This is a genomic window from Nitrobacter vulgaris (assembly GCF_031453995.1).
GTDB lineage: Bacteria > Pseudomonadota > Alphaproteobacteria > Rhizobiales > Xanthobacteraceae > Nitrobacter > Nitrobacter vulgaris.
On the sequence record NZ_JAVDPZ010000060.1, the window covers coordinates 1 to 11,353 of the forward strand.

Annotated in this window: 13 protein-coding genes, 1 tRNA gene and 3 pseudogenes; 3 read left to right on the forward strand and 14 right to left on the reverse strand. The window is 56.9% G+C overall.

Features of this window, described 5'->3' with window-relative positions; translation table 11 throughout:
• Window positions 1–86: 86 nt before the first annotated feature.
• The 3 genes and pseudogenes from GGQ85_RS19835 to GGQ85_RS19845 form a co-directional block, all read right to left on the reverse strand.
• Window positions 87–428: pseudogene (locus tag GGQ85_RS19835) on the reverse strand (transposase); the annotation flags it as partial.
• 169 nt (window positions 429–597) lie between these two features.
• Window positions 598–1,013 (reverse strand): annotated as a pseudogene (locus GGQ85_RS19840) (DUF1236 domain-containing protein).
• Between the two features lie 93 nt (window positions 1,014–1,106).
• Window positions 1,107–1,358 carry a GlsB/YeaQ/YmgE family stress response membrane protein gene (locus tag GGQ85_RS19845; RefSeq protein ID WP_009797639.1) on the reverse strand — a complete coding sequence of 84 codons (252 nt, stop codon included), beginning with the start codon at window positions 1,356–1,358 and terminating at the stop codon, window positions 1,107–1,109.
• A 212-nt stretch (window positions 1,359–1,570) separates the two neighbouring features.
• Here GGQ85_RS19845 and GGQ85_RS19850 point away from each other — a divergent pair, with 212 nt between their 5' ends.
• Entirely contained in the window at window positions 1,571–1,993 is a 423-nt protein-coding gene (locus tag GGQ85_RS19850; protein ID WP_309775957.1) for a PRC-barrel domain-containing protein, read from the forward strand.
• A gap of 133 nt (window positions 1,994–2,126) precedes the next feature.
• Window positions 2,127–2,720, forward strand: a complete 594-nt coding sequence (locus GGQ85_RS21010; protein ID WP_374708935.1) for an NUMOD4 domain-containing protein — start codon at window positions 2,127–2,129, stop codon at window positions 2,718–2,720.
• A gap of 174 nt (window positions 2,721–2,894) precedes the next feature.
• On the opposite strand, the gene GGQ85_RS19855 is transcribed toward GGQ85_RS21010, so the two are convergent.
• The 5 genes and pseudogenes from GGQ85_RS19855 to GGQ85_RS19875 form a co-directional block, all read right to left on the reverse strand.
• Complete coding sequence (locus GGQ85_RS19855; protein WP_309775958.1) at window positions 2,895–3,776, reverse strand: 2OG-Fe(II) oxygenase; 882 nt, start codon at window positions 3,774–3,776, stop codon at window positions 2,895–2,897.
• A 345-nt stretch (window positions 3,777–4,121) separates the two neighbouring features.
• Window positions 4,122–4,391 (reverse strand): hypothetical protein, encoded by a 270-nt coding sequence (locus tag GGQ85_RS19860; protein WP_309775959.1) that lies wholly within the window; start codon window positions 4,389–4,391, stop codon window positions 4,122–4,124.
• An 868-nt stretch (window positions 4,392–5,259) separates the two neighbouring features.
• Window positions 5,260–6,125 (reverse strand): annotated as a pseudogene (locus GGQ85_RS19865) (CbbQ/NirQ/NorQ/GpvN family protein).
• Between the two features lie 587 nt (window positions 6,126–6,712).
• Entirely contained in the window at window positions 6,713–6,952 is a 240-nt protein-coding gene (locus tag GGQ85_RS19870) for a PilZ domain-containing protein (protein ID WP_309775960.1), read from the reverse strand.
• Between the two features lie 137 nt (window positions 6,953–7,089).
• The gene (locus GGQ85_RS19875; protein WP_309775967.1) at window positions 7,090–7,461 is read right to left on the reverse strand and encodes a YkvA family protein; all 372 of its coding nucleotides are present in this window, start codon (window positions 7,459–7,461) and stop codon (window positions 7,090–7,092) included.
• Window positions 7,462–8,659: 1,198 nt separating this feature from the next.
• On the opposite strand from GGQ85_RS19875, the gene GGQ85_RS19880 reads away from it, so the two are divergent.
• Window positions 8,660–9,040, forward strand: a complete 381-nt coding sequence (locus tag GGQ85_RS19880; protein WP_309775961.1) for a hypothetical protein — start codon at window positions 8,660–8,662, stop codon at window positions 9,038–9,040.
• A 363-nt stretch (window positions 9,041–9,403) separates the two neighbouring features.
• On the opposite strand, the gene GGQ85_RS19885 is transcribed toward GGQ85_RS19880, so the two are convergent.
• From GGQ85_RS19885 to GGQ85_RS19910, 6 genes are all read right to left on the reverse strand, one after another.
• Entirely contained in the window at window positions 9,404–9,592 is a 189-nt protein-coding gene (locus GGQ85_RS19885; protein WP_309775962.1) for a hypothetical protein, read from the reverse strand.
• 25 nt (window positions 9,593–9,617) lie between these two features.
• A complete protein-coding gene (locus GGQ85_RS19890) occupies window positions 9,618–9,845 on the reverse strand; it encodes a hypothetical protein (protein WP_309775963.1) in 228 nt (75 codons plus the stop codon).
• Between the two features lie 131 nt (window positions 9,846–9,976).
• Window positions 9,977–10,144, reverse strand: a complete 168-nt coding sequence (locus GGQ85_RS19895) for a hypothetical protein (RefSeq protein ID WP_309775964.1) — start codon at window positions 10,142–10,144, stop codon at window positions 9,977–9,979.
• A 255-nt stretch (window positions 10,145–10,399) separates the two neighbouring features.
• Window positions 10,400–10,570: a hypothetical protein gene (locus tag GGQ85_RS19900; protein WP_309775965.1), complete on the reverse strand. Its 171-nt coding sequence runs from the start codon at window positions 10,568–10,570 to the stop codon at window positions 10,400–10,402.
• A complete protein-coding gene (locus GGQ85_RS19905; RefSeq protein WP_309775966.1) occupies window positions 10,563–10,799 on the reverse strand; it encodes a hypothetical protein in 237 nt (78 codons plus the stop codon). Before GGQ85_RS19905 ends, GGQ85_RS19900 begins: the two co-directional genes overlap by 8 nt.
• A gap of 356 nt (window positions 10,800–11,155) precedes the next feature.
• Window positions 11,156–11,246, reverse strand: a tRNA-Arg gene (locus GGQ85_RS19910).
• Between the last annotated feature and the right edge of the window lie 107 nt (window positions 11,247–11,353).

Below are 11,353 nucleotides of genomic sequence, written 5' to 3' on the forward strand. Positions count from 1 at the left end.
GCTCACTCGCGAGAGGCCGGATACATTTACGCAAACTGCGCCCGACAGAAATCCAAATCCCTTGCAACGCCGGGGCGGACCATACATTTTTTGAGCAGACGGTTCTCCAGCGTCAGATCGGCAACCGCCTCTTTCAAGGCACGGGTCTCACGGCGCAGCTCCTGAACTTCACCGGTCGTCGCAGCACGAGCCGTGTCGCCAGCCAGCCGCCGTTTGCCGGCTTCCAGGAATTCCTTCGACCAGGTGTAGTAGAGGCTCTGGGCTATCCCTTCCTTGCGGCACAGCTCGGCGATGCTGTCTTCGCCCCGAAGCCCATCCAGCACGATCCGGATTTTGTCCTCTGATGAAAAGTGCCGCCGCGTCGCACGGCGGATATCTTTGACTACGTGTTCGGCGGAGCGTTTGCCGCCAGTCGACTTCGTGCTCATGTTCGTTCCTTCGTCTGCGACGAGAACCGAACACTCCTTAGATCACACCATCAATTCTGTGCCATAGGCGCTGATCCCGGACAAAAGTCCCCTCCATCATTCGATCGAGGGGACTAATTTGCCAGGAAGCGCCTTATCGAAAAGGCCTAAAGCCATTTAGCGGTGATGCCTAATCGATGATCTGCACCACACGACGCGTCCGTGGATCGACTAGCACGGTTTGGTCGTTCACAACGGTGTAGCGATAATTGGGCGCACCGTACTCAGCGGGAACGTCATAGTAGGTGACCCCAGCTTTTGGCAGAGCGGCCCCAACGCGAACCGACTCGCGATAATGAAACGAAGGATGGTGCTGCTCGACCACATATTGCCGGAAGCGCGGACGCTGATCGATACCCAGTACGCCGGCTACCCGCCGGTGACGGCTCCGACTGCCCCTCCAACCGCACCGCCGATAGGCCCCGCCGCTCGTTCACCTTCGCGAGCGCCTCGTTCCATGCCTCCAACCACGCCTTGGGCTATGGCTGATGCGGGCAAAATCAAAGCGATAGATATCGCGGTGATTTTGAAAAAAGAACGGATCATTAATTCCGCCTATCATTGGGGCGGTAGTGCAACTCGGGCGAGGGTTGTTTGTTCGATCGAACTCGAGTCTGCGATGAATTGCGAGCGCTTGACCTAAGAGCGAATGGCCCTTGCACCCCCGATAAGAATGCAAGCTCCGATAAACCCGGCTACGAGATAGCCAAGCCATCCGCCGAACGACACGCCGACCAAACCCAGCAAAGCGCTGGCAACGGCGGCGCCAACGATGCCCAAAAGGATATTCATAAGGATTCCGGTGTCGCTCTTCATAAAATTAGAAGCGATCCACCCCGCTAACCCGCCAATTATAATGGCCGCGATCCACCCAATACTCGCGTCGTTCATTCTGTAATCTCCGCTTCGTCCTGTGTCATGTAGCAGTGCAATTCCAAGAACAGTTATTGATCATTTGGGTTCCATATTCGCGAAAGGGGACGCCGTGCAGTGACGGGCAATGAGCGGAGGTAGTGGATCGGGAATGTGCCCCTGCGATCCCGCCAAGGAACAATCGCCCCGGTGCTCTTGTTGTAAGTCACCCATTCAAGAAGGAGATTTCCATGAGATTGATTTCAGCGGCGTTTCTGGCGTGCGTCCTCGCTTCGCCCTTGGCGATTGCCCAAACCACTGCTCCCACTTCATCAACCGCTGAGGCGCCTCATTCCGCGACAGGCCAGTGGAGAGCTTCTAAGCTGGTGGGTGTAGATCTCTACAATGAGCAGAACGAAAACATTGGGGAAGTGGATGATGTGATCATCGACCCATCTGGAAAGGTGGATGGTGTGATCGTCAGCGTCGGCGGTCTTCTTGGCATGGGCGAGCACCACGTTCTAATGAAACTGGATCAGATCAAGTTCTCTAATAAGGCCGGCACGACTTCCACCGGCTCGACGAGCTCAGATTCCAAGCAGTGGCACCCCGACCAGGGGACGGTCAACGTTACGAAGGACCAGCTCAAGGCAATGCCTCAGTTCAAGTACTAGGCGATAGGTCAGCCAAACATTTGAACGTGCAGCCGAAACGTATCGTGGCGCACCCGCCACGAAACGCATAAATCCGAGAACAAGGCGCTATTCGCAAAATTAGAACGACGCGCTGTTCCGATTCGATAAGCTTATGTACCGAACACAATCCAATGACGACCATCCAAGCGAGCATTGGCGCGCTATTGATGACTTTTACGAAGTCTCGAATTTTGGGCGCGTGGCAAAGATCGGCGGGCGCCTTCTTCACAGGCGGATGAATGATCTTGGGTATTTCGTTGTACGTCTATGCTCTCCTCGGAGACTCGAGGAGGTGCACCGGCTAGTTGCATTGGCATTTATCCCTAATCCGATGGCATTGCCCGCAGTGATCCACGTCAACGGCAACCCAACGGACAACCGCCCGATTAATCTTAAATGGTGCGACTCGGAAACTGAGGTATTGGTTCACTTGCAACGGCCAAGACGCAGACCTCCGCTGACGGCATCGAGGCGGCGTGGAGAAGAAAGTGATGGCAAAGCCGGCAGGGAAAGCTCGGCGGGTCGTCAATGGGATTCTCGAACCATCCCGCCGACCACAAGAAAATACATCGTCCGCTGCAGGCATTGCAGCCACAGGTGGTCGGATGAGGTTCAGTTCACGATGGAGGACACGGCGTCAAGCTTTTGTCCGGGCTGCGGGACGCGAGACACCTCACCGGGTCTGTGCCGATTAGCCAGAGAATAGTTCTGGAGACGTGCGCGATACGGTCATCTTTGAGGGTCGACTCACTGATTGATAGCAACACGATGGCCGGACCTCGGGTCACGTTCTGCCATCCTTCTATTCATCGGTGCATATTCCGATCTCAGGAGCCGGGCGGCGTGCGATTCACGCTCACCAGGCTGTCTTGTCGACGCCTTACTCCTCATCGCGAGGCGCAACCTCGGCACAATTGATGTTCGCCGATTTTGCCACTCCATCCCGCCTTCTTCGCACCAATTGATCACGCGCTGCTCGGAACCAAAATTTCAACGGCTCGGGCGTCATTGACCGCGCCCGATCCAGCCAACCTACATGTTCTATCGATCGATCATCCTGGGGTCTGGCAGCCCAATAGCGGCCACCTCGTCGCTCACCAGCGGCTGCCGGTCGGCATTCTTTGGTATAGTAATACGACGCGACCGATAGGCGCATCCGGTCCGGGGGACATCTCACAGGGTCGGGAAGACCATGCAGCGTCCCGCCATGCGTTTCCCATAAGATCATTGTGTTGAACCGTGGAAAGACGCGGCGGCCGACAGCTGACATGTCCGATGGCCACAATTCGAGACTGCCGCCATATGAGTCTGGCCAGTCACGGTTCAGATAGACCAGTAGATTCACCCGATGAAATAGACCGTTGTCTGGGTGCACCTCGAAGTCGCGATGGATTTTAGTAAAACCGCCTGGTGGCGTTCTATGCGCGCCCGCCCACCTATGGGTTGGATCTGAGATCAAGTTGTCCACACCTGTTACGATCGAGATGAAATCGCGGAAGCTCTCGCTGTCCACCAGTTCAAAAAACTGCTGTGTGGCTGGCCCGAAGCCTTCCGTGGCTTCCTGTTTGATCTGACGAACATCGAGGCTCGAGATGATATGCGCTTGATCAATGTTCGCGACTTCATCCGCGATCGCATCCAAGAAATCTTCGTGAAAGCCGTTCTCGACAACGACGTGGGGCCAAGGCTTGGCATTGCGGTATTCGTGCCGAAGAACCTGAGCTCGGTTCAAAAAGCCAGGCTCAGTTTGAGGCCCGCTCATTTCTAGCTCCATCCAACATTGCGCGACGAGATTTTGCGGAAAAAAAGCGAAGGGCTATATGGGAGCCCGCCGACGAGGGGTGCGCCGACGGGCTGCAGGGGTTTAACGAAGGAACGTGGAGGGCGTTTCTCCGTCTTCTGGACAATGCACGGACGAGAAGGTCGTTCCTTGCAGATTCTTTCGTGGGGCAAAACCGCCCAGTTTCCCACCGATCCGAAAGCGGAGGTAAGAGCGCCGAGGCGGCAAAAGGACTAGCGTCGTAAACATGCACCCCGCTAGCGGGGGTGCACCATACATCGTCCCGGCGCGAGCACGGCGACGAGGAATGCAACGCTTTCGCTTCGTTCAATCTTGACGGGCGGCCCGGCGTTTTCTCAGCCAGTAAAACCCGTAACCTAGCGCCAGCAGCGGAGCGCTGCCGAAACCCATCATCGGGCCGGGCGCGCCGTGGACGCGATGGCCATTGTTGCCATTTTCCCAACCGTTGTGATTGCCGTTGTTGCCATTGGCCCAGCCGTAGTGATTACCGTTGTCGCCATCATGGGCGACGGCGGGTGACGCAGCAACCACAGCCGCCAAAGCGACTGCGGACAAAACTGAGAGAGAGATCTTCATGGTGAGATTTCCTTCTATTGGCCCCGCAGCTCTGGATTGCCTTATCGGCTTACCACGCTGGGATGATCTAAACACCATCACAAGGACGTAGTTCCTGAAGGCCTCACATGCGCGATTCTCCCCCGAGGCTCGCGGCGCGTACCGGTTGTCCCCTTATAGCGCTCAGGAGCGCGCGGTCAGGATGCGAGGGCCATGGCGAAAGTGAACTGAGGCGGTCACAAAGTCGAGTTAAGGAATCTCCATTCACCGCCCGAATCGCGGCAGTTACGGTGATTGAAAGCGCGTTTGCTTTCGCCATTATGGAGAAAGAACCGTGCCAATCGCCGACGAACTGGTTTGCCCCAAGTGCCAGGCCGAGATGGCAACGATATTGTCCGGCAAGCGTCCGCGCCGTCGATCATTTGTTTGCTTGAAGTGCGATCCGATTCTCGCCTGCCCGACGCGATTGAACCACCGGAGTAAATCTTTGTGCCGTTGCTGGGCAGCATATGGAAGTGGGCAACTGATGGGAGACCAGAAGGACTATGTCGCATCAATTAATCACCGGCGCGAAATTCTGCTTAACGGAGGCGATCCGACCAGTGCACCACCAATGCTGTCGAGAAGTTCGGTCGGTTCATTACTCGGTCCCCGCCGTTGACGCAGAGAGGTTTCCCAAGAACTCAGCGACAAATTCAATGGTGACGAAATTCTCGGCCTTGGGAACATTGAAACGTCACCTCAAGAAACGCTGCAGGATGCGCACAATAAAATCAGGCGCCTTGCGGCGGGTCGCTTTACGAGGACCGGATTCGCTTCTTGAGAACGAAATGGAGTCAAACCACGAACTCACCGGTGCGCCAAGATTTAAGCAAGGCGTCCGACGCGCTCAGAAATATGTCGTCACCGCGGAATCGAGCGCGTTGCGCATATCGGGATCGTCGGTGATGGGGCGCACCAAAGCCACGCGGCAGGCGGCCAGCGGCGCGACGGCGCGGAAATCAGCGAGCCGGCGTAGCTCAGCATGCGAGTCGAGATGCCCTCGTCCAGCCCATGGCCTTTGAGGTTGCGCGCATGTTCGGCGATGTGGACCAGCTTTTTTGCCGCTTCCAAGTCCACGCCGCTCTCGTGCACGACGATCTCGGCCTCGACCTCGTGCTCTGGGTAGTTGAAGTCCAGCGCGCCGAACCGCTGCTTGGTCGACTGCTTCAGATCCTTCATGAGCGACTGGTAGCCGGGGTTGTAAGAGATCACGACCTGGAAATCCGGATGCGCTTCGACGATCTCGCCCTTTTTCTCGAGCGGCAGAATGCGCCGCGCGTCGGTCAGAGAGTGGATCACGACCGTGGTGTCCTGACGCGCCTCGACCACTTCGTCGAGATAGCAAATTCCGCCGAAACGGGCCGCCATGGTCAAAGGTCCGTCCTGCCAGCGGGTGCCGTTGGCGTCGAGCAAGAAGCGGCCGACCAGATCGCTGGCGGTCATGTCTTCGTTGCACGCCACGGTGACCAGCGGCTTGCCGAGCTTCCACGCCATGTATTCAACAAAGCGGGTTTTGCCGCAGCCTGTCGGGCCCTTCAGCATCATCGGCATGCGGACCGAATAGGCGGCTTCATAAAGCTCGATTTCATCGGCTACCGCGCGGTAGTAGGGCTCCTTGGCGACGCGGTAGGCGTCGAGTAGGCCGCTAGAGGCAACCTCATCGGGTACCGCGCGCAGGGTCGCTCCTGCGGCGATGCGAGATGCGGCGGGCATGTGGAAGGCAGGGTCGCGTCGCGGCAGGTAGCTGCGCAGATTGGGATCGTCACGCATATTCATGTTCCTGATATCTAATCGGTCGCACGCCAGCTGCTCTGCACGGCTCAGAACCGGGACTCAAGCTGGCACGGACTGATTTGTTCCTGGACCATGCGCGTCGGCTCGGCGCCGGCAGACAAAGGCCGATGACGGTAGGATCAGGCCCGTCAGACGGCGAGGGCGTTTCTGACTCGCTGGCCGGGCGACCGCGTACATGACCGAGGTCGAATATCCTGATCGAGTTCACGATGAAGCGGCTGCGCAGCGCGGACTGAGGTTGCTGCCTGGTTAAGCTTTCCTACATTTCATGGTGTCAGACCCTACAATCAATATTATTGACAAGAGACTGCAACCTTTAGCTCTCACAAGCATTCCCCTGTCTTCTGTGATTGTCAGGATCATCTCTAAATCGCGCTTCACGCGAGCCTGATCGCCGCTGTGTAAGGCGAAGCGCACCAGGGTCTGGATATCAACCAGCGCTCCCTCGACGGGTGTGGGTTGTGCGGTAAAGTTGGTGTCGCTTTTGACTTCTCCCAGCGGGCGCATCAATCGAACATGACGCCGATTCTCTTTTCCTTGCGCCACACAATGTAACCGTGGCGGCGAAGCTGGCTGGTCGGGACGCTTAGCGTAATCTCGTGGGGGATGCCGACCGGACTTGCTACCTCGAGGGTTGCGCCGGCGGCGGTTACATTGCGCACCGTGCAATCGATCCCGGCGCCACCGAATTCGATCGTTCCGGCCTTGAAGACACGCAGACGGGGTTCTGAACGGCGGTTATCCATCTCAAGGGATTTAGCGCAAACTTCTTTGGCCTCGATGAAAATGCACGCCAAAATCGCGCGGTTATCGGAAATGAATTGTCAATCGTCCCTGGGACGAGGTTCTCTCACTTCGCCCGATGGAAGTGCCGCGATACTGGTTATTTCAGTGCTTTGTAAAGCCAAGCTCCTGCGAACGCGGCAGCTGCAACCCACACCAGCACGATTGCAGCGGCGGCTCCCGGGCTTACGGGGCGATCCTGGAGCGCCGCGGCTATCTCTCGATGTTCGGTCATGAGGTCTGGCGGTATCATCCGGACCACCAGCCATATGCCCACCGGGACTAAGACCACGTCGTCTAAGTAGCCTATGACCGGAATGAAATCTGGGATTAGGTCGATTGGCGAAAGCGCATACCCCGTCACAATTATTGCCAGGGCCTTGGCATACCAAGGAAAACGCGGGTCTCGGCTGGCCAAATAAAGCGCGTGAACGTCGCGCTTGATGACACGTGCCCACTCGCGAAAACCCATTGAAGTGAGGGGCGCCTTCCTCTCATTTGCCTTCTTCAGGATGTCGAACACTCCCAGTTTTAACTATTATCGAGGATCTGTTGTTTAAACGGGTTCGGTTTGCGGTATATTACTCCTCCTGAAAGTTGCTTGCGTAGAGGCTCAAACCCATTTTCGGGAGTTACAGATGTTCCTCGGCACAAAACCTTTTTGGGGAATTATATTCGCCATCATCGCATTAGGGGGCGCCGGTTTTGTTTATTCTAGTGGCGGGCTTTTCAACGATGGCTCTCTGTTCTCTCCCTCCGGGTGGAAGCCTGGAGGCGTTCACGGAGCTCCGGGGCCTTTGATGGGAGCGGCCGGCCTTCCTATGCTTGTCGCTTATGGCGTTTATCGACTTGTCCGGCGTCGCAGAGGCTAAACTAAGACACCCGCACCGGCGGGGTTTTATTTGAGCAACCCGGCACTGGCTGAAGCGTTATTTGTGCGAGGCGTCTTCGGACGCTTCCCGGTGACGGCCCTGGCGTCTCACCGTGCCGAGGACCGATGCTAGGTGCCGTTACTCGGGTCCATCTGGGGGACGCTGCTCTCCTGCCGGTAAGTCTGGCCCGGATTTGTTGTTTCAAGATGAAACATCCATCCGCCCGACGAGCGCCTCGATCAGCGACCCTTGCAAGCTTCCGCTATGGATCTTCTTGCGTTCCGGTAGACAACACCGCTCCGGCGCGTTCTCTATTGGCCGATCAACCTACCGTTCGCCTTCAGCCAATGCGCGGCCAACTCTGCGCGAAGGCGGTCGCGATCTCCAACCTTCTTGAGCTTTCTCCAACGTTGCGAGGAGTTCCCGGGCGATAATGGCCGTTTGTTCGTGCCCGTCGCGCTCTAACTCCGCGAATCTGGATTTGCCGAGCAATGTGCCTCTCGCCCAAGGCAACGTGTCCCTCAGCTTGCGCCAAATGGCATTCAAGTATTGCTCGGTCTTCCATGGCCTCTGCGATTGGCCCCGGTACGTCTCTTGGCAAGGATAGGTAGGCAGAACCATCAAAGACGAGCGCAAGCTTTGGTGGCTACCGGCTCCCGGGCGCCCCGAAAGGTACGGATTCGCGTACTTGTTGTTGTCCTGATATTTACGTCACTAGGTTACCGGCAACGCTTCGAATGGAGGGCCGCGAGCCCGATCAAGAGATTTGCTAGTTCGACGGGCGAGCAGCATCGAGCAATGGAACAGGTTATCGTCCCCGTTTTGTTGTTTTCCAGCGCATTGATAGGTGCGGCCGCAGGATTGCGCTTTAAAGTCTTCGCTCTTGTGCCCATAGCGATATTGATAGCTCTCGCCTCTGCCGCCGTCCTCCGCAAGAACGATTTCGGGACCGGGAGCGGCATTGCCACTATAATCGCTTGTCTGGTCGTGAACCAAGCTGCCTATATAATCGTCCAGCTATTCACTCCGGCCGCCGATTCACTTTCCGATCAGGTAGCCGACAGCGAACCAAGCCAAGGTCGCGAGCAGGGTATCCGCAGCGATAATGGCGACTATCGCGATCGGAAGCCATCCCCATCGGGTGCCTTCAAAGCCGACTTTTATACCCCCAAACGGTAGCGAGGTCTTACTGGCCTGGTCGATGGGCATGACGGCTATGGATCCTGAGGAGAGGGCGCAGCAGCAGCCTGCGGCCTGATCGGCGCGCTTCCAACTCAGTTCCCCTAATGTTAGTTCCTTAAATTAATTGAATTGAACCTAAAATGCGTCATTTCGCCCCTCACGATTCTTGTGGACGGCAGATCACCTAATCCCTGGCTTCCGCTTTCAGGCAGGTTTTCTGAGAACATACTACTGACAGGAGCGTTATCTGAGTGAGGCGTCTTAGGACCCCTCCCGGTGACGGCTCTCGGCATCACGGGCTGATGCCGGTGCCCGTCACTCGGGATATTTTTCAGCGTTCGCTGGTCATGTTTTACAGCCTTACGCCTGACCGCGATTGTCCGCCGCCTCGTGCAGCACCTTCGCGGCGCGCTGCCAGGGCTCAGTGTTGCCGATCCGTGGCAGGCCGGTCGCATATTCCGCCGCCTCGCCAATGGTCCGTATAGTGCTGCCGCCTGGCATCACGATCGGATCGTCGAAGCGGCGGGACCAGTTCGTCACTTGGTCCATCGGCTGGCCGCCATCCGCTTTAAGATTAGGTTCTCCTCAAACTGCGCCGGCGGTAAGCGACCTCTCCATTCTTCAAAGGCTTCCCCGAATAGTTCTTGGCCTGATCGAAGTTGCGAGCCTCGCCGTAGGGCGGCTGTCCTCCATGGCTCATCATGGGCATTGTGTCGATTTCCCACGCCCAGAAGTCGCGGTGCTCGACGCGGTGATTCTTCTTTGAGATCGAGCCGATCGCGGTACGAAGGCGGATCGTCATTCGTTTTGCGAAGAGCGAGGGACATCTCCCCGAATCTAGGATTGCCGGCGCAAAATCCTAGGCCTGCCTCACTGGCCTCAGTTTCGATCCATGCTCGTTCACTGAATTGGACGGGGTTCGTTCAGGCTCATTTATTGGGGTGGCAACTGACCATCTAGCCAATCTTGCTCTTCGGCAAGAGCGAGCCAAGCATCCTGCATGCGTCTGTAGCGGTTCTTCGATGGAAAATCCTTCGCGTCATCGGCGAGTTGACCGCAATTGCGAGCGTTCTCTCTGTACTCTTCCGATTTGGTCAACATGAGCCGCTCCGTTGGAGTTTTATCTGGGGCTGCCAATCGCTGCATATCCTGCTTCCGTCAGGACGAGCTTATCGTCGTGGACGCTGATTAAACCACGCTGCGCTAGCGACCTCAGATCATCTCTGGACGGCCCCAACAGCTTTGTTCGGTCCGCTCGGATGTCACGCAAAACCCAACGAAGTCTGATCGCGGTATCAAGTGGGAGGTCGTGAAGCGATCTTGGCTCCCCTGGTGGGTCTTGGCCTTCATCATCACTCATTTGAATTCCCTTCTGCCTCCTGGCAGCGCCTCTTCCGTAATCGTCAGGATCAGCTCTAAATCGCGCCGCATGACGACAGGATCGGCGCTCTCTAGCGCAACGCGGGCCAGCGCTTGGATATCAACTAATGCTTTTCTGGGATCTAGCGTCTGCTGGTTGTCATTCATCAAAATCCCCAATGTCGCGGAGGTGTCGGGGGCGAAGACGTCGCGCAATACCAATTAAAACGGCCGTGGTTACGACCGTCCCCAAGAACGAAAACGATAGAATTGCCACAAGCGTCTGCATCGCCCTGACATTACTTGAAGGGATCGTTACCTTGGAGCCTGCATTCAAGAGCACCTTCGGCGGGGTTTTTATTGCTTCAGATAGCCATTCGGGGTCTTCCTCGACCATGCGTCGACTCTTTTGCTTTTGCGCCTTCAGCCCGATCATCCAGGCACAGTTGCTCAGTCTCGGAACTTTTAGAGTGGCGGGCGCACTCGTCAGCACAGCTCCCGAGATGGTTGCCGCCCTTACTCGCCATGCGGCGTGTCACCAGACGGCAGAGCGCCCGAAAAACGGTGCATGATTCTCTTTTTACGACCGCACTTTCGGCAGTCGCGAGTAACGGATGGCAGCGGATGAAAACGGACGGTGACGGACAGTAGCGGATAATCCCCACACCCCTGCCCACACCCCAGCAGCGCAACCGGCTAAGGTGTACAGAACAGCTTCTATTACGTCTCTAAGCTATTGAAATTAAGCACATCTGGCGCGCCCGAAGAGATTCGAACTCCTGACCCCCAGATTCGTAGTCTGGTGCCGGTCCGAGATCGCCGACATCAACTCCGAGAAACGCGCAACAAGATTGCTTGTGCGTGGCGGTGACAAAGTAGGCCACGGAGCGCCGGCGTGATGTCGGTGCGGGCGGAGTAAAAACCGTCCAGTGGCTAGGTTGATCCCTTTGG

Excerpts from the sequence above, each read along its gene's own strand:
- GGQ85_RS19855 (WP_309775958.1), bottom strand. The coding sequence starts at position 3,776 with ATGAGCGGGCCTCAAACTGAGCCTGGCTTTTTGAACCGAGCTCAGGTT.
- GGQ85_RS21010 (WP_374708935.1), top strand. The coding sequence starts at position 2,127 with ATGTACCGAACACAATCCAATGACGACCATCCAAGCGAGCATTGGCGC.
- GGQ85_RS19860 (WP_309775959.1), bottom strand. The coding sequence starts at position 4,391 with ATGAAGATCTCTCTCTCAGTTTTGTCCGCAGTCGCTTTGGCGGCTGTG.
- GGQ85_RS19875 (WP_309775967.1), bottom strand. The coding sequence starts at position 7,461 with ATGGGTTTTCGCGAGTGGGCACGTGTCATCAAGCGCGACGTTCACGCG.
- GGQ85_RS19845 (WP_009797639.1), bottom strand. The coding sequence starts at position 1,358 with ATGAACGACGCGAGTATTGGGTGGATCGCGGCCATTATAATTGGCGGG.
- GGQ85_RS19890 (WP_309775963.1), bottom strand. The coding sequence starts at position 9,845 with ATGACGATCCGCCTTCGTACCGCGATCGGCTCGATCTCAAAGAAGAAT.
- GGQ85_RS19880 (WP_309775961.1), top strand. The coding sequence starts at position 8,660 with ATGGAACAGGTTATCGTCCCCGTTTTGTTGTTTTCCAGCGCATTGATA.
- GGQ85_RS19870 (WP_309775960.1), bottom strand. The coding sequence starts at position 6,952 with ATGGATAACCGCCGTTCAGAACCCCGTCTGCGTGTCTTCAAGGCCGGA.
- GGQ85_RS19905 (WP_309775966.1), bottom strand. The coding sequence starts at position 10,799 with ATGGTCGAGGAAGACCCCGAATGGCTATCTGAAGCAATAAAAACCCCG.
- GGQ85_RS19895 (WP_309775964.1), bottom strand. The coding sequence starts at position 10,144 with ATGTTGACCAAATCGGAAGAGTACAGAGAGAACGCTCGCAATTGCGGT.
- GGQ85_RS19850 (WP_309775957.1), top strand. The coding sequence starts at position 1,571 with ATGAGATTGATTTCAGCGGCGTTTCTGGCGTGCGTCCTCGCTTCGCCC.
- GGQ85_RS19885 (WP_309775962.1), bottom strand. The coding sequence starts at position 9,592 with ATGGACCAAGTGACGAACTGGTCCCGCCGCTTCGACGATCCGATCGTG.
- GGQ85_RS19900 (WP_309775965.1), bottom strand. The coding sequence starts at position 10,570 with ATGAATGACAACCAGCAGACGCTAGATCCCAGAAAAGCATTAGTTGAT.